General features: G+C 54.4%; 25 protein-coding genes and 2 tRNA genes. 16 read left to right on the top strand and 11 right to left on the bottom strand.

The genetic code is table 11. The features are described from left to right. Positions 1-99: 99 nt before the first annotated feature. A complete protein-coding gene (locus IM282_RS04225; protein WP_023299929.1) occupies positions 100-828 on the top strand; it encodes a MerR family transcriptional regulator in 729 nt (242 codons plus the stop codon). A 110-nt stretch (positions 829-938) separates the two neighbouring features. Here IM282_RS04225 and IM282_RS04220 read toward each other — a convergent pair whose 3' ends face one another. Further along, the gene (locus IM282_RS04220) at positions 939-1391 is read right to left on the bottom strand and encodes a DUF3828 domain-containing protein (protein ID WP_192970171.1); all 453 of its coding nucleotides are present in this window, start codon (positions 1389-1391) and stop codon (positions 939-941) included. A gap of 1 nt (position 1392) precedes the next feature. Continuing rightward, positions 1393-1752 (bottom strand): hypothetical protein, encoded by a 360-nt coding sequence (locus IM282_RS04215; protein ID WP_023305987.1) that lies wholly within the window; start codon positions 1750-1752, stop codon positions 1393-1395. A gap of 496 nt (positions 1753-2248) precedes the next feature. Between IM282_RS04215 and sufA the strand changes: the two genes are divergently transcribed. The 7 genes from sufA to IM282_RS04180 all read left to right on the top strand — a co-directional run bounded on the left by sufA (position 2249) and on the right by IM282_RS04180 (position 8877). Further along, positions 2249-2617 carry a Fe-S cluster assembly scaffold SufA gene (gene sufA / locus IM282_RS04210; RefSeq protein ID WP_161177336.1) on the top strand — a complete coding sequence of 123 codons (369 nt, stop codon included), beginning with the start codon at positions 2249-2251 and terminating at the stop codon, positions 2615-2617. An 8-nt stretch (positions 2618-2625) separates the two neighbouring features. Beyond that, positions 2626-4116 carry a Fe-S cluster assembly protein SufB gene (gene sufB, locus IM282_RS04205; RefSeq protein ID WP_003857739.1) on the top strand — a complete coding sequence of 497 codons (1491 nt, stop codon included), beginning with the start codon at positions 2626-2628 and terminating at the stop codon, positions 4114-4116. A gap of 9 nt (positions 4117-4125) precedes the next feature. Further along, the gene (sufC, locus tag IM282_RS04200; RefSeq protein WP_022647874.1) at positions 4126-4872 is read left to right on the top strand and encodes a Fe-S cluster assembly ATPase SufC; all 747 of its coding nucleotides are present in this window, start codon (positions 4126-4128) and stop codon (positions 4870-4872) included. Continuing rightward, the gene (sufD, locus tag IM282_RS04195) at positions 4847-6118 is read left to right on the top strand and encodes a Fe-S cluster assembly protein SufD (RefSeq protein ID WP_058647191.1); all 1272 of its coding nucleotides are present in this window, start codon (positions 4847-4849) and stop codon (positions 6116-6118) included. The genes sufC and sufD overlap by 26 nt, the downstream gene beginning before the upstream one ends. Beyond that, positions 6115-7335, top strand: a complete 1221-nt coding sequence (gene sufS / locus IM282_RS04190; RefSeq protein ID WP_192970170.1) for a cysteine desulfurase SufS — start codon at positions 6115-6117, stop codon at positions 7333-7335. Before sufD ends, sufS begins: the two co-directional genes overlap by 4 nt. A 14-nt stretch (positions 7336-7349) precedes the next feature. Further along, entirely contained in the window at positions 7350-7766 is a 417-nt protein-coding gene (gene sufE, locus IM282_RS04185; RefSeq protein WP_046620258.1) for a cysteine desulfuration protein SufE, read from the top strand. A gap of 97 nt (positions 7767-7863) precedes the next feature. After that, positions 7864-8877 (top strand): L,D-transpeptidase family protein, encoded by a 1014-nt coding sequence (locus IM282_RS04180; protein WP_038415919.1) that lies wholly within the window; start codon positions 7864-7866, stop codon positions 8875-8877. A gap of 60 nt (positions 8878-8937) precedes the next feature. Here IM282_RS04180 and lpp read toward each other — a convergent pair whose 3' ends face one another. From lpp to IM282_RS04160, 4 genes are all read right to left on the bottom strand, one after another. After that, on the bottom strand, positions 8938-9174 hold the full coding sequence (gene lpp / locus IM282_RS04175) for a murein lipoprotein Lpp (RefSeq protein ID WP_001082307.1): 237 nt from the start codon (positions 9172-9174) through the stop codon (positions 8938-8940). A gap of 312 nt (positions 9175-9486) precedes the next feature. Continuing rightward, the gene (gene pykF / locus IM282_RS04170) at positions 9487-10908 is read right to left on the bottom strand and encodes a pyruvate kinase PykF (protein ID WP_015570703.1); all 1422 of its coding nucleotides are present in this window, start codon (positions 10906-10908) and stop codon (positions 9487-9489) included. A gap of 377 nt (positions 10909-11285) precedes the next feature. Then, complete coding sequence (locus IM282_RS04165) at positions 11286-12431, bottom strand: PLP-dependent aspartate aminotransferase family protein (RefSeq protein WP_192970169.1); 1146 nt, start codon at positions 12429-12431, stop codon at positions 11286-11288. A 12-nt stretch (positions 12432-12443) separates the two neighbouring features. Beyond that, positions 12444-13814, bottom strand: coding sequence for a cystathionine beta-synthase (locus IM282_RS04160; RefSeq protein ID WP_063163273.1), 1371 nt, complete (start codon positions 13812-13814; stop codon positions 12444-12446). A 399-nt stretch (positions 13815-14213) separates the two neighbouring features. Between IM282_RS04160 and IM282_RS04155 the strand changes: the two genes are divergently transcribed. From IM282_RS04155 to IM282_RS04130, 6 genes are all read left to right on the top strand, one after another. Then, positions 14214-15236 carry a methionine ABC transporter ATP-binding protein gene (locus IM282_RS04155; RefSeq protein WP_023299939.1) on the top strand — a complete coding sequence of 341 codons (1023 nt, stop codon included), beginning with the start codon at positions 14214-14216 and terminating at the stop codon, positions 15234-15236. After that, positions 15229-15897, top strand: a complete 669-nt coding sequence (locus IM282_RS04150; protein WP_017384621.1) for a methionine ABC transporter permease — start codon at positions 15229-15231, stop codon at positions 15895-15897. Before IM282_RS04155 ends, IM282_RS04150 begins: the two co-directional genes overlap by 8 nt. 23 nt (positions 15898-15920) lie before the next feature. After that, positions 15921-16733, top strand: a complete 813-nt coding sequence (locus tag IM282_RS04145) for a MetQ/NlpA family ABC transporter substrate-binding protein (RefSeq protein WP_003857677.1) — start codon at positions 15921-15923, stop codon at positions 16731-16733. Between the two features lie 108 nt (positions 16734-16841). Next, the gene (gene fumD / locus IM282_RS04140; RefSeq protein ID WP_003857676.1) at positions 16842-17051 is read left to right on the top strand and encodes a fumarate hydratase FumD; all 210 of its coding nucleotides are present in this window, start codon (positions 16842-16844) and stop codon (positions 17049-17051) included. A 117-nt stretch (positions 17052-17168) separates the two neighbouring features. Beyond that, positions 17169-17336 carry a hypothetical protein gene (locus IM282_RS04135; RefSeq protein ID WP_022647883.1) on the top strand — a complete coding sequence of 56 codons (168 nt, stop codon included), beginning with the start codon at positions 17169-17171 and terminating at the stop codon, positions 17334-17336. A 144-nt stretch (positions 17337-17480) separates the two neighbouring features. Further along, positions 17481-18887 (top strand): DUF1996 domain-containing protein, encoded by a 1407-nt coding sequence (locus IM282_RS04130; RefSeq protein WP_045309086.1) that lies wholly within the window; start codon positions 17481-17483, stop codon positions 18885-18887. 56 nt (positions 18888-18943) lie between these two features. Here the strand turns inward: IM282_RS04130 and IM282_RS04125 are convergent, their stop codons facing one another. Continuing rightward, a complete protein-coding gene (locus IM282_RS04125; RefSeq protein WP_003857665.1) occupies positions 18944-19084 on the bottom strand; it encodes a hypothetical protein in 141 nt (46 codons plus the stop codon). 125 nt (positions 19085-19209) lie between these two features. On the opposite strand from IM282_RS04125, the gene IM282_RS04120 reads away from it, so the two are divergent. Both IM282_RS04120 and IM282_RS04115 read left to right on the top strand, forming a co-directional pair. Further along, on the top strand, positions 19210-19992 hold the full coding sequence (locus IM282_RS04120; protein ID WP_192970168.1) for an MBL fold metallo-hydrolase: 783 nt from the start codon (positions 19210-19212) through the stop codon (positions 19990-19992). 72 nt (positions 19993-20064) lie between these two features. Continuing rightward, positions 20065-20700, top strand: coding sequence for a carbonic anhydrase (locus IM282_RS04115; protein WP_022647889.1), 636 nt, complete (start codon positions 20065-20067; stop codon positions 20698-20700). Between the two features lie 28 nt (positions 20701-20728). Here IM282_RS04115 and IM282_RS04110 read toward each other — a convergent pair whose 3' ends face one another. From IM282_RS04110 to mdtK, 4 genes are all read right to left on the bottom strand, one after another. Further along, positions 20729-22324 carry an FAD-NAD(P)-binding protein gene (locus IM282_RS04110; protein ID WP_192970167.1) on the bottom strand — a complete coding sequence of 532 codons (1596 nt, stop codon included), beginning with the start codon at positions 22322-22324 and terminating at the stop codon, positions 20729-20731. 122 nt (positions 22325-22446) lie between these two features. Next, a tRNA-Val gene (locus IM282_RS04105) sits at positions 22447-22523 on the bottom strand. A gap of 4 nt (positions 22524-22527) precedes the next feature. Further along, positions 22528-22604 (bottom strand) — tRNA-Val (locus tag IM282_RS04100). 153 nt (positions 22605-22757) lie between these two features. Further along, positions 22758-24131: an MdtK family multidrug efflux MATE transporter gene (gene mdtK / locus IM282_RS04095; RefSeq protein WP_032622176.1), complete on the bottom strand. Its 1374-nt coding sequence runs from the start codon at positions 24129-24131 to the stop codon at positions 22758-22760. Between the last annotated feature and the right edge of the window lie 153 nt (positions 24132-24284).

Genomic DNA, 24284 nt, shown 5'->3' with positions numbered 1-24284 from the left:
TCACTTGTCTCATAACGAGGAGTTAGTTATACAAATGATTTGTACAATCTGATAAGGTTGGTTTGGTTAGGTATGGAAGTATTGTGCGTGAGGGAGTTAATGGCCTATTACAGTATCGGCGAAGTGGCCGAACGATGCGGTATCAACCCCGTTACGCTGCGTGCCTGGCAGCGCCGTTATGGATTGTTGAAGCCGCAGCGAAGTGAAGGGGGTCATCGTCAGTTTGACGATGAAGATATCCTGCGTATCGAAGAGATCAAACGCCTGATGAAAACGGGTGTTTCGGTCGGTAAAGTAAAAGCGCTTCTTGAAAATACAGAAGTGATGACGCATGGGAACTGGGCATCGTTTCAGGAAGAGATGTTAACCGTTCTGCGCTATGCCAATCCGGCAAAACTGCGCGCCAAAATCAGTGAGTTCCGCCGCGACCATGCGATGGATGTTCTTATAGATAACATCATCACCCCTGTGCGTCAGCGAATGAATCAGGATCAGAATACGGTGCGTCATATGGCGAGCCTGCTCGACGGTGTCCTGATTGAGTTTGCCGTTACTAGCCTGGTTGAATCACGAAAAAAAGCAGGTAAAGATGCGCTACTGGTTGGATGGGAGTGCGACGACCGTACGCATTTGTGGCTGGAAGCGGCCCGTCTTGCCTACAAGGGCTGGCATATCGACGTGCTGGCTGAACCGATTGATTCTCCACGTCCGGAACTTTTCCCTGGACAAAAAATTTTCGTCTGGACCGGTAAAGCACCTACGCCTCGTCAACAGGAGCAGCTCGACCACTGGCGTGAACAGGGTTTCGCCGTCTCGTTCCATCACTGATGTTAAGGGGGCCAACGGTAAACCGCCAGCGCGGGATTTTTGCTTTCTGGCGATACGACAGGGGTATCCGCGAAGATGCATAGCATCAGTACCCCTGTCATATCGTCGGTTTATTCCATCATCAGGTTGTCTGAAATATTCATACTGGCCACGGATTCAACTTTCCACACGCCATCTTCCTTGAGCATGCAGTCAATCACGGTGTGATCCCGCTTTTTGCCGAATGAGATATAAACCTGCATACAGGCGGCATCGTAATCCAGCGCCCGCGCACTGACGATGTCCCAGTCATCTTCATATCCCTGAGCCTTGATGAACATATCGACGTCAGGCACGTCATATTCATCTGGATCCAGCTTATCCATGGCTTTGAGTTTGCTGATGGTTTCGCGGGTCACATATGGCCTCAGCGCTTCATAGTTTTTCAGGGGCTCTTTCCCGGAAATAATTTGCGAGATGTACCACTTATTAAACTGAAGGGCAGCGGATACCTCAGGGGGTAACTTCGGTGCAGCTGATGCGAGAGTGGGCAGAAGCAGGATCGCCAGAATTATTTTTTTCATGTCAGTCATGCCTGTAAATTGCATATGCTGGCTTTACTTCCCGGTATTCTTTTCCCGGATACATTGTTCGCTGAACAAAATCAGAGTACCAGACGCCGTTCCCACCATAGATGCAAGCGTGGCCATAGGGGTGGTGCGCTGTGGGCTGGATCACCGCCACATCGCCCTCAACAGGCTCACCGTAAACCTGGTGGAAGCCCGCCAGAATTAAATTGCTTTTCATATCCTTAGCATAATGTGTGTTCTGTAGATTAGCACCGCCGGCGCGAATGGATTTTGAAACAAATTCTGCACATCTTTTCTGGCTATACTGACCTGCATGCTGGCGAGCATGAACTGCGGCTTTATGGGCACTCCACATAATTTAATCCCTTACTGAATAAATGGTTAACAAGGGAAACATTACGCCGAAAAGGGACGAGTTTATGTAATTAATCATGATCGGAATTTAACCACTATCAGACTGATAAATAATGGTTAACTTATCCATCAAACGTCTTTATGCGCGCCCAGGTAAAGCAAAAAAGAATTAAAAAGAACCTGGCTTAAGGGGGAGGCATACGTAAAAAATGTATATGATGCCTGGGCGTACTTTAGCTATCTCAAAAATAGGTATTTTCAATACAATTTTTATTATTGCCCGCCACCTTACCGCCTTTCTTATGAAATGCATTATTTATCAATGCATTGAACAAAACTAACCCACCCATCCGCATCCCGTCACAGGGTCTATGCTTAATGAAAGTAGCCAAAAAGGGCGGTTTAGCCCAAAGCCCCTGCTCGCAGGGGGTTGAAGTGATAATCGTTATCACTAACATGGTGTTATGCCCTGGTGGCTTATCAGATGAGGTGGACCTATGGAACTGCATTCAGAAACCTTCAATCCGGCCGATTTTGCCTGGCGTGGCTTAACGCTGACGCCCGCGGCGGCGGAGCATATTCATGAGCTGGTGGCAAAAAATCCCGACATCCTCGGCGTACGCTTAGGCGTTAAGCAGACGGGCTGCGCAGGATTCGGCTACGTGCTGGATACCGTAACCGAACCCAAAAAGGACGATCTGGTCTTTGAAACCGACGGTGCAAAGTTATACGTCGCGCTACAGGCTATGCCGTTTATCGATGGAACCGAAGTCGACTACGTTCGGGAAGGTTTAAACCAGTTATTCAAATTTCATAACCCGAAAGCCCAGAACGAATGCGGCTGCGGCGAAAGCTTTGGGGTATAGGCGGTACTATGTCTCGTAATACTGAAGCAACGAGTGATGTAAACACCTGGAGCGGCGGACACCTCAACTATAAAGAGGGTTTCTTCACGCAGCTGCAAACCGATGAGCTGGCGAAAGGCATCAACGAAGAGGTCGTACGCGCCATTTCGGCCAAACGTAACGAGCCGGAGTGGATGCTGGAGTTTCGTCTGAGCGCATTCCGCGCGTGGCTGGAGATGGAAGAACCCCACTGGCTGAAAGCGCATTACGATAAGCTGAACTATCAGGATTACAGCTACTACTCCGCGCCCTCCTGCGGCAGCTGTGATGATACCTGTGCCTCGCAACCCGGCGCGGTACAGCAAACCGGTGCCGAGAACAGCTTCCTGAGTAAAGAGGTGGAAGAGGCGTTCAATCAGCTCGGCGTGCCCGTGCGCGAAGGCAAAGAGGTGGCGGTAGACGCCATTTTTGACTCCGTCTCGGTGGCAACCACCTACCGTGAAAAACTGGCGGAGCAGGGGATTATTTTCTGCTCCTTCGGGGAAGCCATTCACGATCACCCGGAGCTGGTGAAAAAGTACATTGGCACCGTGGTACCCAGTAACGATAACTTCTTCGCGGCACTGAATGCGGCGGTAGCGTCAGACGGCACCTTTATCTACGTGCCTAAAGGTGTGCGCTGCCCGATGGAGCTCTCAACCTATTTCCGCATCAACGCGGAAAAAACCGGCCAGTTTGAACGCACCATCCTGGTGGCCGATGAAGGCAGCTACGTCAGCTATATCGAAGGCTGTTCGGCGCCGGTGCGCGACAGCTACCAGCTGCACGCGGCGGTGGTAGAGGTGATCATCCATAAAGACGCGGAAGTGAAATACTCTACGGTACAGAACTGGTTCCCGGGCGATGGCAACACCGGTGGTATTCTGAACTTCGTCACCAAGCGTGCGCTGTGCGAAGGTGAAAACAGTAAGATGTCCTGGACGCAGTCAGAAACCGGCTCCGCCATTACCTGGAAATACCCGAGCTGTATTCTGCGCGGCGACAACTCCATCGGTGAGTTTTACTCCGTGGCACTGACCAGCGGTCATCAGCAGGCCGATACCGGCACCAAGATGATCCACATCGGTAAAAACACCAAATCGACCATCATCTCCAAAGGGATCTCTGCCGGTCACAGCCAGAACAGCTATCGCGGGCTGGTGAAAATCATGCCGACAGCCACCAACGCACGTAACTTTACCCAGTGCGACTCCATGCTGATTGGTGCGGACTGCGGGGCGCATACCTTCCCCTATGTCGAATGCCGCAATAACAGCGCCCAGCTCGAGCATGAGGCGACTACGTCACGTATCGGTGAAGATCAGCTGTTCTACTGCCTGCAACGCGGGATCAGTGAAGAAGATGCGATTTCAATGATTGTTAACGGCTTCTGTAAGGACGTGTTCTCTGAACTGCCGCTGGAATTTGCCGTTGAAGCCCAGAAACTCCTCGCCATTAGTCTTGAACACAGCGTCGGTTAAGGAAAGCACATGTTAAGCATTAAAGATTTACAGGTTAGCGTGGAAGAGAAAGAGATCCTGCGTGGGCTCAATTTTGACGTCAAACCGGGTGAAGTTCACGCCATCATGGGGCCAAACGGCTCCGGGAAAAGTACGCTTTCAGCGACGCTGGCAGGACGCGAAGATTATGAGGTCACCAGCGGCTCCGTTGAGTTTAACGGCAAGGATCTGCTGGAGATGTCGCCTGAAGAGCGTGCCGGTGAGGGCATCTTTATGGCCTTCCAGTATCCGGTGGAAATCCCGGGCGTCAGCAACCAGTTCTTCCTGCAAACCGCGCTGAACGCGGTGCGCAAGTATCGCGGGCTTGAGGCGCTGGATCGCTTTGACTTCCAGGATCTGATGGAAGAGAAAATCAAGCTGCTGAAAATGCCCGAAGATCTGCTCACCCGCTCGGTGAACGTGGGTTTCTCCGGCGGTGAGAAAAAACGTAACGATATTCTGCAAATGGCGGTTCTTGAGCCGGAGTTGTGCATTCTCGATGAAACCGATTCAGGGCTGGATATTGATGCCCTGAAGATCGTTGCCGACGGCGTAAACTCTCTGCGTGACGGTAACCGCTCATTTATTATCGTGACTCACTACCAGCGTATTCTGGACTACATCAAACCGGACTATGTCCACGTGCTTTATCAGGGGCGCATTGTGAAATCCGGTGACTTTACGCTGGTTAAACAACTGGAGGAGCAGGGTTATGGCTGGCTTACCGAACAGCAGTAATGCACTCCAGCAGTGGCACCGGCTGTTTGAAGCGCAGGGTGGAGCGCGCTCTGAACAGGCTCAGCACCATCTCCAGCAGATGCTGCGTCTCGGTTTACCGACGCGTAAGCATGAGAACTGGAAATATACCCCGCTGGACGGCCTGCTGAACGGCGAGTTTGTCACCCGTCTGGCGCAGGTTAGCCCCGGTCAGCGCGATGTGCTGGCGCTGAGCGTGGATGCCGTGCGTCTGGTGTTTGTAGACGGGCAGTTTCGTGAGGAACTCAGCGACAGCGTACAGGAGAGCGGGTTCGATATCGCCATTAACGACGAGCGCCAGTCGTTGAGTGCTCCGGTCCAGCCTGACGTCTTTCTGCACCTCACAGAGAGCCTGTCTCAGTCTGTCACCCATATTCACGTTAAGCGTAACCAGCGCCCGGCGAAACCGCTGCTGCTGATGCATATCACCCAGGGTGTTGAGGGCGACGAGATCAACACCGCCCACTATCGCCACCATCTCGAGCTGGCAGAAGGGGCAGAAGCGACGGTAATTGAGCATTACGTTAGTCTGAACGACACCCGCCATTTTACCGGCTCGCGTCTGACGATGAACGTGGCGGCCAACGCCCAGCTGCACCATATCAAGCTGGCGTTTGAGAATCCGCTCAGTCACCACTTCGCCCACAACGATATTCTGCTGGGCCAGGATGCCGCGGCGTACAGCCACAGCTTCCTGCTTGGCGGCGCGGTGCTGCGCCACAATACTAGCACCCAGCTGAACGGTGAGAACACTACGCTGCGCATTAACAGCCTGGCGATGCCGGTGAAGTCAGAAGTATGCGACACGCGCACCTGGCTTGAGCATAACAAAGGCTACTGCAACAGCCGTCAGCTGCACAAAACCATCGTCAGCGACAAAGGACGTGCGGTGTTTAACGGCCTGATCAATGTGGCGCAGCACGCCATCAAAACTGACGGGCAGATGACCAACAACAACCTTTTGCTGGGACGTCTGGCAGAGGTGGACACCAAACCACAGCTGGAAATCTATGCGGACGACGTGAAATGCAGCCACGGCGCAACGGTCGGGCGTATTGACGATGAGCAGATGTTCTACCTGCGCTCTCGCGGGATAGACCAGCAGGCCGCGCAAAAGATGATTATTTACGCCTTTGCGGCTGAGCTGACGGAAGCGCTGCCCGATGGCGGACTTAAACAGCAGGTGCTGGCCCGTATCGGTCAGCGGCTGCCTGGAGGCGAAGCATGACATTTCCCATAGAGAAAGTCCGGGCAGATTTTCCGGTACTGACCCGTGAAGTGAACGGTCTGCCGCTGGCCTATCTCGACAGTGCGGCCAGCGCGCAAAAACCGAATCAGGTGGTGGATGCGGAAGCCGAGTTTTACCGCCACGGTTATGCGGCGGTCCATCGCGGGATCCACACCCTGAGCGCCGAGGCGACCCAGCGCATGGAAAACGTGCGCACGCAGGTTGCGGCGTTTCTCAACGCGCGTTCGCCGGAGGAGCTGGTGTTCGTGCGTGGCACCACCGAAGGGATCAACCTGGTGGCTAACAGCTGGGGCAATGCGCAGGTGCACGCGGGGGATAACATCATCATCACCCAGATGGAGCACCACGCTAACATCGTGCCCTGGCAGATGCTCTGTGAGCGTATGGGGGCGCAACTGCGGGTGATCCCGCTAAACGAAGACGGTACGCTTCAGCTTGAACAGCTGGACGCCCTGCTTGACGACAGAACGCGGCTGGTAGCGGTGACCCACGTTTCAAACGTGCTGGGGACGGAAAATCCGGTGGCGCTGATCGTCGACAAAGCCCATCAGGCCGGTGCGAAAGTGTTGATTGATGGCGCCCAGGCGGTGATGCACCATGCGGTTGACGTTCAGGCCCTGGACTGCGAATTCTACGTCTTCTCCGGGCACAAGCTGTATGGTCCGACGGGCATCGGCGTGTTGTATGTGAAGGAGGATATTCTCCAGGCCATGCCGCCGTGGGAAGGGGGCGGGTCAATGATTGCCACCGTCAGCCTGACGGAAGGCACAACCTACGCCCGGGCGCCCTGGCGCTTCGAGGCGGGCACGCCAAACACGGGCGGGATCATCGGGCTGGGCGCGGCCATTAGCTACGTCTCTGAAACGGGGCTGGCGGCGATTCAGGAGTACGAACAGCTGCTGATGCAATATGCCTTGCAGGAGCTTGCCGGCGTCCCGGATCTGACCTTATATGGCCCTGCTGACCGTCTGGGTGTGATAGCCTTCAACCTCGGCAAGCATCACGCTTATGATGTGGGCAGTTTCCTGGATAATTACGGCGTCGCCGTACGTACCGGGCATCACTGCGCGATGCCACTGATGGCGTATTATCAGGTACCGGCCATGTGCCGCGCATCGCTGGTGATGTACAACACAACGGAAGAGGTCGACAGACTGGTGGCGGGACTAAAACGTATTCACCAGCTGCTTGGCTAACGGAGAGGCGAGAGATGGCAGATTTGCCGGACAGAGATAAATTGCTGCGTAACTTTGGGCGTTGCGCAAACTGGGAAGAGAAATACCTTTATATTATCGAGCTAGGTCAGCGCCTGCCGCCGCTCAGCGAAGAGGCGCATAACCGGGACAACATCATTCAGGGCTGCCAGAGCCAGGTCTGGATCCAGATGCAGCAGACGGAGGATGGCGTAATCGATTTACAGGGTGACAGCGATGCCGCCATTGTGAAGGGGCTTATTGCCGTCGTATTTATTCTTTATCACCAGATGTCGGCGCAGGATATTGTCGCCTTTGACGTTCGCTCGTGGTTTGAAAAAATGGCCTTAACCCAACACCTCACCCCGTCCCGCTCCCAGGGACTGGAAGCGATGATCCGCGCCATACGCGCCAAAGCCACAATCCTTAGCTAAACTGACAGAACAGCATTCATTCTGTTTCGCGGGGTGGTTTCCACCTCGCTGGTTTTTCAGCTTTCTGACGTTTGGTCAGTGAATAAGGAATCTCAGCATGAAGCGCGCGTCTCTAATAACTCTATTACTCCTTGGTTCGCTCAGTGCTGTTAATTCAGCCAGGGCGGTTGATTATCCTTTACCGCCCGCAGGCAGCCGCCTGATTGGGCAAAATCAGACATACACCATTCAGGAAGGCGACAATAAGCTCCAGGCTATCGCTCGTCGGTTTAATACCGCCGCACAGCTTATCCTTGAAACCAATAATACCATTGCACCGGTTAACCCTGCGCCAGGAACGGTTATTACCATTCCTTCCCAGATGCTGCTCCCGGACACCGAGCGTGAGGGCATTGTGGTGAATCTGGCGGAGCTGCGTCTTTACTTCTATCCGCCTGGCGAAAATATCGTGCAGGTCTATCCGCTGGGTATTGGTCAGCTTGGGCTGGAAACACCGGTCAGCACCACCCGTGTGAGTCAGAAAATCCCTAACCCTACCTGGACCCCCACAGCGGGCATCAGAGCGCGCTCACTGGCGCAGGGCATTAAACTGCCGCCTGTGGTACCCGCAGGGCCAAATAACCCGCTGGGGCGCTTTGCGCTGCGTCTGGGCATCGGGAATGGGGAATATCTTATTCATGGCACCAGCGCGCCGGACAGCGTAGGGCTGCGGGTCAGCTCGGGCTGTATGCGAATGAACGCGCCGGATATCAAAGCGTTGTTTGAACAAGTGCGCGTCGGCACGCGGGTGCAGATTATCAATGAGCCGGTTAAGTTCTCCGTCGAGCCGGACGGCAAACGTTATATCGAGGTGCACAGGCCGCTGGCGCAGGCTGAGGGCGAAAACCCACAGACGGTGCCGTTCACGCACTCAGCGGCATTTACCGCCTTCGCAGCGGAATCTGGTAGCGATAAAACGCTAATCGACAAAGCTCTGGCGCGCAGAGCCGGGATCCCGGTTGCCGTTTCAGCAGGCAATGGTTCGTCAGCCAGCAATTCTGTCCTGTCGGTTCAGAACAGTCGTGTCTCAGCGGCGGTGACGGAAGGCGAGGGAGAGAAAGCGCTTCAGTAGAGGTTTGACGAAGGCAAAAAAAATGGCGCACAATGTGCGCCATTTTATTAACAGGTACTATTACTTACGGTATTTAGTAGCCTGGTTGTCCAGACGCTGGTTAGCGCGAGCTGCGTCGTCTTTAGCAGCCTGAACGTCGGAACGCATTGCGTTCACGTCGTTGCTCAGCTGGTCAACTTTAGCGTTCAGAGTCTGAACGTCAGAAGACAGCTGATCGATTTTAGCGTTGCTGGAGCAACCTGCCAGCAGAGTAGAACCCAGGATTACCGCGCCCAGTACCAGTTTAGTACGATTCATTATTAATACCCTCTAGATTGAGTTAATCTCCATGTAGCGTTACAAGTATTACACAAAGTTTTTTGGGTTGAGAATATTTTTTTGATGGGATTACGCCTATTTTTGATCGTTCGCTCAAAGAAGCAACGAAATCGGCAATTTTGACGAAAAAGCTATGTTAAAAAAGGCATTTTTCATCGGATTCATCTTAGATAAATCGCGATTAAATAGAAAAACCCGATTTGCTTTTTGAATAGTTCTGGTTAATGGCGGGAATAAAAAAAGCGCCCCGAAGGACGCTTTTTAACAAAACAATAATTTGTTCGTGAAATATTACAGTACGTGGACAGATGCAGTGTTGGTTGTACCGCTTGGTACCAGTGCACCAGAAACCATAACCACCACGTCGCCTTTCTGAGCCAGGCCACAATCAACCAGTTCCAGAGCCACTTCTTTACCCAGACGATAGAAATCATCGGTAGAGGCAATCTCTTTCACCAGGTGTGGGATCACGCCTTTGCTCAGCACCAGCTGACGCGCGGTGGTTTCGTTGGTGGTCAGCGCCAGAATGGTCGCATCCGGGAAGTATTTACGCACGGCACGCGCAGATTTACCGCCCTGGGTCGCCACGACAATCAGTGGGGCTTCCAGTTTCTCGGCGGTTTCTACCGCACCACGGCACACGGCTTCGGTGATGCGCAGTTTACGGCTGTCGTTGTTGTAATCCAGACGGCTTTTCATCACGCGGTCGGTACGCTCACAGATGGTCGCCATGATGCCGACCGCTTCCAGAGGGTATTTCCCTTTTGCAGATTCGCCAGACAGCATAACGGCATCGGTACCGTCGAGGATGGCGTTCGCCACGTCGCCGGCTTCAGCGCGGGTAGGGCGTGGGTTTTTGATCATGGAGTCCAGCATCTGCGTTGCGGTGATAACCACTTTACGCGCGCGAACGCATTTCTCGATCATCATCTTCTGCGCGAAGATCACTTCTTCAACCGGGATTTCAACGCCCAGGTCACCACGCGCAACCATGATACCGTCAGACGCTTCAAGGATTTCGTCGAAGTTGTTCAGGCCTTCCTGGTTTTCGATCTTGGAGATGATCTGAATGTTCTCACCGCCGTGCGCTTTCAGGTGCTCACGGATCTCAACCACGTCAGAACGTTTACGGATGAAGGACGCCGCAACGAAGTCCACACCTTGTTCGCAGCCGAAGATCAGGTCTTGTTTGTCTTTTTCAGCCAGCGCTGGCAGAGCAATGGACACACCCGGCAGGTTAACGCCTTTGTTTTCGCCCAGATCGCCGTTGTTCAGCACTTTACAGATAACCTTGTTACCTTCAATCGCGGTCACTTCCATGCCGATCAGGCCGTCATCTACCAGCACGGTGTTGCCAACGGACAGATCGCTGGTGAAGCCTTCGTAGGTCACGGCAACGATTTCGTTATTACCTACAACGGATTTGTCGGTGGTGAAGGTGAAGGTCTGGCCCGCTTTCAGGGAAACGTCGTTACCGCCTTCCAGTTTGATGGTGCGAATTTCAGGACCTTTGGTGTCGAGCAGGATTGCCGCTTTTTTCCCGGTCTTGCTCATCACGTTGCGCAAGTTCTGAATACGCTGACCGTGTTCAGCATAGTCGCCGTGGGAGAAGTTCAAACGCATCACGTTCATGCCGGCATCCAGCATTTTGCTCAGCATCTCTTCGGATTCGGTTTTCGGGCCGATAGTACAAACAATTTTCGTCTTTTTCATGACAGTCTTAGTCTTTAAGTTGGGAAGGATATGGAAATCTCGCTCCGGGGGCGCACCGCCGCGGAGTCAAACCTGTGTTGCGAAAGAGTATATGACACGCACTAAGAATAGGTGACATCAAATGAGCGTGCAGAAGAAAGTGTGCCTGAGTGCCAGCCCAACGAAGGAGAGGAGAAGTTGTACGTTGTTTTTTGTATTCCAAGCGCTGAAACCATTCACCAGGGATTTGGCGCGCATTATACGCTGATTCACAGTAAAAAGGAAAATGGAAACAGCGTTTCAAAAACAATCTGTGCGGATTCACATAAGTTTGTTATCAAGGCGTTAAGGCCTAATGTCATCTTATGACGGCAGGCGCAACGCCCGCCGTTTTTTGCTCACTTTTCCAGCGCCTGTTGAAGGTCGGCGATCAGATCCTTCGCATCCTCAATCCCCACCGACAGGCGTATCAGCTGCGGCACAATGCCGTTTGCAAGACGCTGCGCCAGTGGAATGGAGGTGTGGGTCATGCTGTAGGGCTGGCTCACCAGACTCTCCACCCCGCCCAGGCTTTCCGCCAGGGTAAAGAGCGTAAGATGACGAATCACCTCTGTCGCGCGTTGCGCATCGCCTTTAATCACAACGGAGATTATGCCGCCCGGCAGCGCCATTTGTCTGCGGGCAAGCGCATACTGGGGGTGTGACTCCAGCCCGGGATAGAGCACGCTCTCTACCTGCGGATGCTGCTCCAGCCATTGCGCAATCGCCAGCGCGTTGGCGCTGTGCTTCTCAACGCGCAGGGCGAGGGTGCGAATCCCCCGTAGCGTCAGGAAGCTGCTGAACGGATCCAGAACGCCGCCAACCGCGTTTTGCAGATAGCCCAGACGCTCCGCGAGATCCTTATTTGCCCCGACAACAGCCAGCCCGGCAACCACGTCTGAATGACCGTTGAGATATTTGGTGGCGGAGTGAACCACAATGTCGAACCCCGCCTCCAGCGGCCGGTGAATGACCGGGGAGGCGAAGGTATTATCCGCCACGCTGATCGCATTATGGCGCCGGGCAATGTCTGCGATCGCCTCCAGGTCGGCCAGTTTCAGCAGCGGGTTCGTCGGCGTTTCCACCCAGATCATGCGGGTGTTCGGGCGAATGGCGGCCTCAAGTCCGGCTATATCGTCCGGCTTAACCCAGCTCACCTGTAACCCGGTGCTGCGCTTGCGCACGTTTTCGATCAGGCGATACGTACCGCCATACACGTCGTCAATGGCAACGATATGGCTGTCTTTATCCAGCAGTTCGAGCACGGTGGAAATGGCCGCCAGCCCTGACGCGAAGGCGTACCCGCGCGTGCCGCCTTCCAGTTCGGCGATGGCGGTCTCCAGCGCATGGCGGGTTGGGTTGCCGCTCCGGGAGTATTCGTAGCCGGTATGTTCACCCGGTGCCGGTTGCGCAAACGTCGACGTGGCGTAAATTGGCGGCATCACGGCGCCGTGCGTGTCGTGATACTCACCGCTGTGAACGCTGAGGGTGGCCAGGTTTTTCATCTTTTGCTCCTTTTATTTCGTCAGGCGGTTACGCCAGGTGGTGAGTACGTCACTGCGTGTGATCAGACCCAGAAAGCGGTCTTCGTCATAAATAATCGCCACCAGGCCACGGTCAAAGATGGTGTACAGGGCGCTCTCCGGGGCCAGCTTATCCAGATATTCGACCTGACGCGTCATGGCCGCCGTCACGGGGAGAGAGAAGCGATCGGCATTTCCCTCAATGTGTCGCAGCAGGTCCCACTCGTCGATGATGCCGACGACCTTGTTGTTATCGAGCACCGGCAGCTGGGAGATGTCGTATAGGCGCATGCGGGCCAGCACGGTGGAAAGCGTGTCGTCCGGGGCGGCAGTCACCGTCGCGCCTTCATCGTGGCGCAGGGCAATATAGTCCGAGAGATCGCCTGCCTGCGGACGCGAAATCAACCCCTGCTGGCGCATCCAGTCGTCGTTGAACATCTTCGAGAGGTATTTATTTCCGCTGTCGCAGGCGAAGGTGACCACACGTTTTGGCGTAGTCTGCGCCTGGCAATATTTCAGCGCCGCCGCCAGCAGCGTGCCGGTGGAGGAGCCTGCCAGGATCCCTTCCGTTTTTAGCAGATCGCGGGCGGTGGTGAACGCCTCACGATCGGTAATGCGCCAGGCGCGGTTAACCCCTTCGATGTGCGCCAGCGGAGGGATAAAGTCTTCGCCAATCCCTTCAACCAGCCACGATCCGGCATCGTGATGGCGTCCGGTCTCAACCTGGTCCGCCAGCACCGACCCGGCCGGATCGGCAAGCACAAATTCCGTCTGCGGCGAATGTTCTTCAAACCACGCCTGTAAGCCACCCAGCGTACCGCCGGACCCCACGCCGACGACGATGGCATCGATCTGGCCGTCAAGCTGTTCAAACAGTTCCGGTGCGGTAGTGGTGCGGTGCGCCAGCGGATTGGCCGCGTTATTGAATTGGTCGATATAAAACGCGCCTGGCAGTTCGTTCGCCAGCCGCCGGGCATAATCCTGGTAGTAGGCCGGATGCCCTTTATTCACATCTGAACGGGTCAGCACGACCTGCGCTCCTAACGCGCGCAGGTGGAAAATCTTCTCGCGGCTCATTTTGTCCGGCACCACCAGGATCAGCGAGTATCCCTTTTGCGCCGCAATCAACGCCAGCCCCAGGCCGGTGTTCCCCGCCGTGGCTTCAATAATGGTGCCGCCGGGCCGTAGCTGCCCCATACGCTCGGCTTCGTTAATCATCGACAGCGCGACGCGGTCTTTAATCGAGCCGCCTGGATTCTGATTTTCCAGCTTCAGAAACAGCGAGCAGGGGCCGGTATCCAGCTTGTGCAGCTGGATGAGTGGCGTATGGCCAATTAGTTCGGTGACGGAGTGGTAAAGCGTCATGGTCATGTCCTGTGAAGAGGTGATGACCGGATGATAGGACCATGAAATTTTCTCAATAAAGAACGTTTCACTGGGTTTTAGAACAGAAAGGAATAATCCTTATGTTTTTGGATTGAAAGACAGCAAGACGTAAAGGTGCCCGGATGTGAGGATGGCTATATCAGTACATAGTGCTGAAAAATTAACCAATTTCGTCGGATGAATGAGACCTGATATGCAAAAGGCAGATAATTATTGCAGATATTCATCTAAATGCTTTTCACCCGCCAGTTCGCTGCTTATTCCTCCGCATTATAAGAAATTCTTTTTTGGTCATTTAAAAGCTGATAACGGCTGTTTACTATCTTTTGGACATCCATACTGCTAAACCGCTATATGCGTAACGGATAACGAATAAGAATGATCGTACTCAGTAATATTTCGAAGGTTTTTGACAACGGGAAGCTGGCGCTGACAGCCGTTGATAACGTCAATTTGACGATAGAGCAGGGACAGATTTACGGGATCATTGGTTACAGCGGGGCCGGGAAAAGTACGCTTATCCGTCTGCTGAACGGTCTGGAAAAGCCCAGCGCCGGCAGCGTCACCATTAACGGTCAGGATATATCCGCCGCGAAGGGAGAAGCGCTGCGTCAGGCACGCCTGAAAATCAGCATGGTGTTCCAGCACTTTAATCTGCTCTGGTCGCGCACGGTGAAGGAAAACATCGCCTTTTCAATGCAAATTGCCGGTGTGCCAAAAGCGCAAATTCAGGCTCGCGTTGCCGAGCTGGTGGAGCTGGTCGGCCTGAAGGGGCGCGAGAATGCCTACCCGTCCCAGCTGAGCGGCGGGCAAAAACAGCGTGTGGGCATTGCCCGCGCGCTGGCCAATCATCCGGACGTACTGCTGTGTGACGAAGCCACCTCGGCGCTGGATCCGCAAACCACCGATCAGATCCTCGATCTGCTCCTGGACATTAACCGTCGTTTTAACCTGACCATCGTACTCATTACGCATGAGATGCATGTGGTGCGCAAAATCTGCGACCGCGTGGCGGTAATGGAGAACGGCAAGGTGGTGGAAGAGGGGGAGGTGCTGAGCGTGTTTACGCATCCTCAGCAGCCGATCACCCGGCAGTTTGTCCGCCAGGTGAGCCAGTACGCGGAGGAAGAGACCTTCAATACCGAACTGGCAAATGAGCTGGAGGGCGCGGTCATCAAGCTCACCTTCACCGGGCACAGCACGCACAGGCCGATCGTCGGTGAACTGACCCTGCGCTACGGCCTGCCGTTTAACATCCTGCACGGCAAAATGACGCAAACCGCCCACGGTGTTTTCGGGCAGCTCTGGGTGCACGTGGTGGCATCGGATGAACAACTGAACAATATCCTCGCCGACCTGAAGCAAAGCGATATTGAAGGCGAGGTAATCAAGCATGGCTGAAGAACTCTTTCCGCACCTGAAGTGGGATCAGCTTTGGGCTGCAACCCAGGAGACGCTCTACATGACCGCGCTTTCCGGCGTGGCGACGTTTGTTCTGGGGATCGCGCTCGGTCTGGCGCTGTTTTTAACCGCCCGCGGCGGGTTATTCCACAACCGCACGGTCTACAGCGTGATGTCGATTGTGGTGAACGTGTTCCGCTCGATTCCGTTCATCATTCTCATTGTTCTGCTGATCCCGTTCACCAAGACCGTTGTGGGGACCATTCTCGGCGCTAACGCTGCGCTGCCCGCCCTGATTGTGGGCGCCGCGCCGTTCTACGCCCGTCTGGTCGAGATTGCCCTGCGGGAAGTGGATAAAGGGGTAATTGAAGCCACGCGTTCGATGGGCGCGCGGCTGAGCACGTTAGTGTTTCGGGTTTTACTGCCGGAATCTTCACCCGCACTGGTTTCAGGTATGACGGTGACGCTGATTGCGCTGGTGAGCTACAGCGCAATGGCGGGGGTGATAGGTGCCGGCGGTTTGGGAAATCTGGCTTATCTGGAGGGTTTCCAGCGCAACCATGGTGACGTCACGCTGGTGGCAACGGTGACCATTCTGATCATCGTGTTCATTATCCAGTTCTGCGGCGATGCCATTACTTCACTGTTAGATAAACGCTAATAAATACACACAGGAACCACATCATGAAAAAGACACTGACACTGATCGCCGCAGCCACCCTGAGCGCCCTGAGCTTTGCCTCCTGGGCGGACACGCTCACCGTGGGGGCGTCCAACACCCCGCACGCGGAAATTCTGGAGCAGGCTAAGCCGATTCTGGCAAAGCAGGGGATCGATCTGGAGATTAAACCGTTCCAGGACTACATTCTGCCAAACACGGCGCTGGCAGGGCATGACATTGATGCCAACTATTTCCAGCACATCCCTTACCTGAACAGCGTGCTTAAAGACCATGCGGGCGATAAGGATTATGATTTTGTCAGTGCAGGCGCAATCCACATTGAGCCGATCGGTATCTATTCAAAAAAATACAAATCGCTGAAGGATCTGCCGGAAGGCGGCAAAATCATCATGCGTGATGCGGTTTCCGAGGAAGGGCGTATTCTCTCCATCTTCGAAAAAGAGGGCGTGATCAAACTGAAGCCAGGCATCGATAAAGTGACCGCGCGCATCAGCGATATTGTGGAGAACCCGAAAAAGCTGCAATTCACCCCTAACGTCGAGGCATCTCTGCTGCCGCAGATGTACAACAACGACGAAGGTGCTGCGGTGGTGATCAACGCCAACTACGCAATTGATGCTGGTCTGGATCCGGTCCACGATCCAATTGCGGTTGAAAGCGGTGAGAATAACCCGTACGCCAACATCATTACCGTTCATCGCGGTGATGAGAAGAAGAAGGATATCGTCGCGCTGGTGAACGTGCTGCACTCCAAAGAGATTCAGGACTGGATCCGCACCAAATACAAAGGCGCGGTCATCCCGGTAAACAACTAATCGCCTGATTTTCCAGACGAAGCCCGGCGAACAACACGCCGGGCTTCTTTTTTGTATCCAGCCGACGAATGATTTAAGCTGACGGTTTAGGGCAACGGAGTGATGGCAATGGGCAATGTGACCAAAGACGAAGCGCTGTACCAGGAGATGTGTCGGGTGGTAGGCAAGGTCGTTCTGGAGATGCGTGACTTAGGGCAGGAGCCCAAGCATATCGTGATTGCCGGGGTACTACGTACCGCGCTGGCGAACCAGCGCGTTAAGCGCAGTGAGTTGACCACCAAAGCGATGGAAACGGTGGTTAAAGCGCTGGCCGGTTAGGACGAAGCGTCTCGCGAGTTTTTCAGATCCCGCATATCAACAGTCATTATTGTTATTTCCTCTTCATGATGAAGGCGTGTTTAACTGAGTCCAGGTTAAGCGAGAAGGGTAATGACGATGAAAAAATGGATAAGCACGTTACGGCGGTTTTTTGCGCCCCGACCAGCGAATGCGGAGAACAGCGCGCAACGTGTTCTTGAGTCAATACTGCCTGTCGCCAGCCTCTATGGTGTGGACGTAGCCAACATCGACCCGGAGTGGTTCTATGTTAAAACGTCACGCTGAACTTCGCCGGACGCGCGAAATGTACTGGAATGAGCTGTGCGTGATGCGTGTAAAGTGAGAATGAAGGGAAAAATGCCCTGGCTAATCCTCGGTAAACGATAGCCGTTTTGTTACCACTATCTCCTTTCTCAGATGGAGATGATAATGAAACGGACAGTATTAACCCCCGCGCTTTCTGCCACCGTGCTATTGCTTGCCATGCAGGCGGCACACGCTGGTCCACAGGCGCATGTTGTATGCAGTTATTCCCATACCCTCGGCGATGATGCCATTATGATGTACGGCATGCCCAACGAGGCCATGCTGCACGATTTTTTTGGTAACGTGCAAACGGATGCTTACTCCAGCCGTGAATCGCTGCGTACCCAGGAAAAGACCACCTGCGATAACAAAGCAGACAGCTCGGCCTACTGGGCTCCGTCGCTAAAATTACCGGACGGAACGGTGGTCAAACCCGCCTATCAAAAAACCTATTATCAGGCATCGAACGTTGACGCCTGGCCGCTGCACCCGTTCCCGGCGGGGCTGTCGCTGCTGGCAGGCGATCATCACGGCACTGCGCCAAATCCACATATCACCTTTTTATGCGCCAACGGCAAGGGCTACACCACCAGAACGGGTGAAGTCTGCGGCTTACGCAAGGCGAAGGATGCCGTGCAGTTTAATATCGGCGTTCAGTTCCCGAACTGCTGGGACGGGGTCAACCTGAAGCCCGCCCACGGCCTGGCTAACGCCATCTACGATACGAAAGGACAGTGTCCGTCCGCCTTCCCGGTGAAGATCCCGACGGTGAACATGAATATTGCGTACGTGCTTCCGACAATTAGCTCTCTGGATACCAGCAAAGTCCAGCTTTCCCTCGACCCCACCATGCATGGCAGTGAACGTGAAGAGCGATGGGGGAGCCTGTATACGGCGCATGCTGACTTCATGAACGGCTGGACGGAAGATGCCGCGCGCTTTATGACCGATCTGTGCATGAACCGCGGAATGGATTGCGGCACCACCGTGCCGTATGGTTATTCAAAAGCGAAGGCCAACGTCTGGCTCAGCAGCATGGAACCCGCACTTTCACAACCCGATCCCCAGGTCTTACTGGTGCAGGATAACTGGAAGAACGGTGGACGCACGAAAAACAGCGAAACATTGTCGCTGGTGAAGTTCAACATCCCTCCGCTGCCTGCCGGACAGGATCCTGCCCAGTTTAAATACCGCGTGAGAATTTATGGCGGGAAAGTGGAAACCAACGGCGCTGATCAAATCTTCTTCTATCCGGCGAGCAACGACTGGGATCCGGCCACCGTGAGCTGGCATTCACGGCCGCGCTGCAACTATCGCTCGGATGCGGTGCTTTACCTGAACCACTCCCGCGAATACCGGATGGTGGACGTGGATAAAGCGGTGCGCAAGGCGCTGGCAGAAGGGAAAACCGAAATTTCGTGGTATATCGGTGGCGATCGTCAGGGAAATCACTATCAGTTTGAGACGGGGTCATCTCAACAAAGCCTGATCCTGATGCTGACCGGGTTTAGCAAAACGCCGGAGATCTGATAGCGGGTAGCAAATGTATTCATAAAAAAAGCACCGGCATGGCCGGTGCTCTGTATTCAGATCTTGCAGGCATCGCCGCAGTCGTCATCGGCGACAATCGCCTGGGCTTTTTTATCCGCATCGTCGAGACGTTCCGCGTTGCGCTCTTCTGCTTCATCCAGCCCGTTAAAGACTAAGTTATCGAGATCAATTTCCATGTGCCACCTGCGTTATTCAGTTTTTGATACTGGCACAGTATAAGTCAAAAAAAGCGGGCCAGGCACCCCTCAGCACATATGGATAATCCCTGCCATACTCAGTGCTTTATTGCTGAGGAAAGCCGATGATTACACTCTGTAAAACCTGCGGTACCGCTTACGATGAACAGCCCAAAAACTGCCCGATTTGCGACGATGAGCGCCAGTATGTCCCGGTGACGGGCCAGGCATGGACGGACTTCGACAGCCTTACGACCACGCACACCAACAAATGGCAACAGCTGGAGCCGCAGCTGTTCAGCATCAAAACCGTTCCCGCTTTTGCCATCAACCAGCGGGCGCTTCTGCTGAGTACGCCGCAGGGCAATGTTCTGTGGGACTGCATCGCCAACCTCGATCCGGCGACCAGAGCGTTAGTTGACGCGCTCGGGGGCATCAGCGCGATCGCGATTTCGCACCCACATTACTACACCACCATGCAGGAGTGGGCCGCCGCGTTTAACGCGCCGATCTATCTGCACGCCAGCGATCGGCAGTGGGTGATGCGTGACAGTCCGGCGATACGCTTCTGGGAGGAGGACGCCCTGGAGATTATGCCGTCGGTGACGCTGCTGCGTCTGGGCGGGCATTTTGCAGGCGGCACGGTGCTGCACTGGCAGGCAGGCGACGGCGTGCTGCTGGCCGGTGATATTTTGCAGGTTACGCCTGGTAAGGACGCCGTGTCGTTTATGTGGAGTTATCCGAATATGCTGCCGCTGCCTGCCCGCACCGTTGAATCGGTGATCGGTCGACTGACCGGGAAAACGTACCAGCGACTGTACGGGGCCTTTGAAGGGCAAAACATCCCGGCGAACGCAGATGAGATTGTGCAGCGGTCGGGCCAGAAATATATTGCTTGTCTCCGCTAAGGCACGGTGGTTAAATTTTACGAGTGTGATCGCGATCATACCTAAACTAAAACAGATAAAAGAGAAATGGCTATGCAACATATCATTGAAGGTTTTCTCAGCTTTCAAAAAGAGATTTTCCCGCAACGTAAAGAGCTTTTTCGTAGTTTAGCGTCCAGTCAGAATCCCAAAGCGCTGTTTATCTCCTGCTCCGACAGCCGTCTGGTTCCGGAACTGGTCACGCAGCAGGAGCCAGGACAGCTCTTTGTCATTCGAAACGCGGGCAACATTGTGCCACCGTTCGGGCCGGAGCCTGGCGGTGTCTCTGCAACCATCGAATACGCGGTAGTGGCCCTTGGCGTGACCGATATTGTTATTTGCGGCCACTCCAACTGCGGCGCGATGAAGGCGATTGCTGACAACGCCGATCTGGAGCCGATGCCAGCCGTTTCCCACTGGCTGCGCTATTCTGATGCGGCAAAAGCGGTGGTTGAGAAGAAAACCTGGGATCAGCCAATCGATAAAGTGAATGCGATGGTGCAGGAGAACGTCTTTGCTCAGCTGAGCAACATCAAGACCCATCCGTCGGTGGCGGTAGGCCTGCGCAACAACGCCATTCGCCTGCACGGCTGGGTATATGACATCGAAAGCGGCAAAATCCTTGCCCTGGACAAGAACACTAAATCCTTCGTGTCGTTGTCGGAAAACCCGGAAGTCTTCTTCGAGTAATCCGACACCGCAGGGCAGGGAAGCCCTGTTAAAACTCCATGTAAGGTAACTTCCGTCGCACGCCAGATGCAGGATTCCCCGCCGCTTTCGCCATCGCTTTACCAATTTCAGCGCACTCAGACAAACCCTGAACAAACGGATGATCGTGCATCAGCCAGGGGATCGCCCCAAAAGCGATACGTCCGCGCAGAGACGCAGGTGACAGCAACGTGTAGTCTTCCCCCACGTCCGGTATTTCATCCCCCGTTTCCTCAAGCTGTTTGCGCAGCGTCGGGAAGGGAATATCCTTATTTCTGAGCGGTTTCTGCCCGCGGGCATCGATAAAGACGTCGAAGCGATAACGCTTTTCTTTCGTGGTGATGACGGTCTGATCGCTGCCGATATCCAGGTCGTAATCATCACCGAGTGCGACTACGCTAATGATCCCTGCCTCGCGCAGTGCCAGTAACCGGCGGATAGACTGCGGTGGAATGGCGGCATAGTTATCAATAAACACACGCTCCAGCCCGGATTTAAACCGTTCTCTGTCACGTTCATTGAGTGAAGGGACAATGGCCTGAACTACTTCATGCAGACGAAGCACGGTATAGCGCCAGGCAACGGTGCGTTTCTCGCACTTGTTGCGCTCCACTTCTTTCAGATTCGCTTCGGCCCAGGTGAAAGGACCATGCTTTTTACGATCCTCAAACCAGACATCACGAAGCGTGTCAGCATTCAGTGTGCCGATCGTTATCGCCTGGCACCAGCGCGGATCGGCCAGCTCAAGCTCTTTCACCATCAGCGCAAAGATGCGGTCAAGCAGCCCGTCAGGGCCTTTGGCAATTTCGCTTTCTGCCACAGACTCCGTTAACACCGACAGCGGTTCATAAGGGATAGGGCAGTAAAAGTCGGCCTCCGGAAGAACGCCCGAGCGGGACATCAGCGTGATGTTTAGCCCCTCACTGCCTTTATTGACAACGAACTGCTCCCCGCTAAACCGACCATGCTGCATTACTACCGCCATAGCAGCGTCCAGTCCGCTGAGGGAGGTACCCATAATCCCCACCTCACAGGCTCGGATATCCGCGTCCATCAGCCCCGACCATGGGCTTGGGAAATAGTCGCGGGTGGATTCATCTTCATCAGGCCAGACGTGACCGGTGGCGACCACTGCAAGATCAAACCGCCTTGAGAAAGGGGCATCGTTCACTGACAGGGCCACGCCGTCTGCATCTGCTTTGATATCCGTTACTTCTGCGTTGGGATGAACCTCGACCTGAAATCCTGCCTTTTTCGCCTCGGCAACGACGGCGAGAAAACGGTCGTGGAAATATTCACCCAGCAGAATACGGGGCAAAAACTGCCGGTCGTGCAGTTTGTCTTTGTCGACGCTATAGCGGGCAAGGTGGGCTGCATTTTGCTGTTTAAGCCAGTCGAGGTAGGTGATAAAAATGGGCGGGATTTCGATACTGGCGATATTCGCCAGCATCAGCCGGGAGTTATCCTCGTCGCTGTAGGGCATCCCTACGCCGGGTTGGTCTGCTTTTTCGAACACGGTGATCGACAGCGGTGCTGCGTTGTTAAGAAGTGAGTAAAAGGTGTAAATCCCTGTTGGGCCTGAGCCGATAATGGCAATTTTTTTCATCGAAAGCGTTCCTGCGTTTCTGAACCATAGAATAAGCGTAGCAGGAGAAAGGTTAAGTCATTCAATGAAGGGAAAAATTAAGACGTTCAGAAGAGGATTTTTGCACCATTTCAGGACTGAAATGGTGCGTCCGAGTGGACTCGAACCACCGACCCCCACCATGTCAAGGTGGTGCTCTAACCAACTGAGCTACGGACGCAGAATGGTGCGTTCAATTGGACTCGAACCAACGACCCCCACCATGTCAAGGTGGTGCTCTAACCAACTGAGCTATGAACGCATTGTGTTGTCGGTGACAACGGGGACGAATATTAGCGGCACAGCCCCAAGGTGGCAAGAGGGAAAATGCATTTTTCTCTCTGATTTCACGCGATTGCTTCATTACCGCGCAAAGTGAAGAGAAAGTAGCCGCCAGCCGGCGGCTACTGTGTCATTAACGCGCAGCGCGTTGCAAAATTACCGCAGACGACTGACGTTGCAGGAAGCGCATGCGCAGCATCATCATAATGGCTGCAGACGTTAAGCCGATGATAAAGCCCATCCAGAATCCGGCTGGCCCCATGCGATCCACCACCAGATCCGTGAGCGCCAGAATATACCCACTCGGCAGGCCCAGAACCCAGTAAGCGATAAAGGTGATAAAGAAGATGGAACGCGTATCTTTATACCCACGCAGCACGCCGCTGCCAATTACCTGGATGGAGTCAGAGATCTGGTAAATGGCCGCAAGCAGCATCAAATGCGAGGCCAGGGTCACTACTTCCGGGTTGTCGTTATAGAGCAGGGCAATTTGCTCACGCAACAGCACGGTAAAGAGCGCGGTACAGACTGCCATGCAGACGCCGACGCCCAGCCCGGTGCGGGCTGCCGTTTGCGCATCCAGCGTCGAACCTTGCCCCAGACGGAAGCCCACGCGAATCGTCACCGCAGCAGCCAGGGACATCGGCAGGACGAACATCAAAGAGCTGAAGTTCAGGGCGATCTGGTGGCCTGCCACGTCAATAATCCCTAACGGCGAGACCAGCAGGGCGACAACGGCAAACAGCGTCACTTCAAAGAACAGCGCCAGCGCAATGGGCAGACCCAGTTGGGTAAGGCGGCTCATCATCGACCAGTCAGGCGTGCTAAAGGCGGTGTCGTTACGAATGTCGCGCATGGATCGCGCATGTTTAACGTAGGTGAGCATACAGCCGAACATCACCCAGTACACCGCAGCCGTCGCCACGCCACAGCCCACGCCGCCGAGTTCCGGCATGCCAAAATGACCGTAGATGAAGATGTAGTTCACGGGAATGTTCACCAGCAAGCCGATAAAGCCCATCACCATGCCCGGCTTGGTTTTTGCCAGCCCTTCACACTGGTTACGAGCCACCTGGAAGAAGAGATAACCGGGCGCGCCCCAGAGCAAGGCGCGCAGATAACCGACTGCTTTATCTGCCAGCGCCGGGTCGATATTATGCATGGCGCGAATAATATACCCGGCGTTCCACAGGACGATCATAATCAGGACGGAGACACCCCCGGCCAGCCAGAAGCCCTGGCGCACCTGATGGGCTACGCGGTCGCGTCGACCGGAGCCGTTAAGCTGCGCGATAACGGGCGTCAGCGCCAGCAGCAGGCCGTGACCAAACAGAATGGCCGGGAGCCAGATTGAGGTTCCGATCGCCACGGCGGCCATATCGGTGGCGCTGTAACCACCGGCCATTACCGTATCCACAAATCCCATTGCGGTTTGGGCTACCTGCGCGACGATCACCGGTATGGCCAGTGCCAATAACTGACGCGCTTCGATCATATACTTCTGCACGTGAACACCTTTGTATTGTAGTTATTTGAGAGACTAAAAAGGCCGCCGTTACTGGCAGCAAGAAGAAAAAACAGAGGGATGCCAGCTATTGTAGCGGGGTTTAACTAATTATCTAGTGAAAAAATCGCCAGAAATTGCGCATCACTGGCAACC

This window comes from Enterobacter cloacae complex sp. P29RS, assembly GCF_014893445.1.
Taxonomy (GTDB): Bacteria; Pseudomonadota; Gammaproteobacteria; order Enterobacterales; family Enterobacteriaceae; genus Enterobacter; species Enterobacter intestinihominis.
This window is presented reverse-complemented; position numbering and strand designations above follow the sequence as displayed.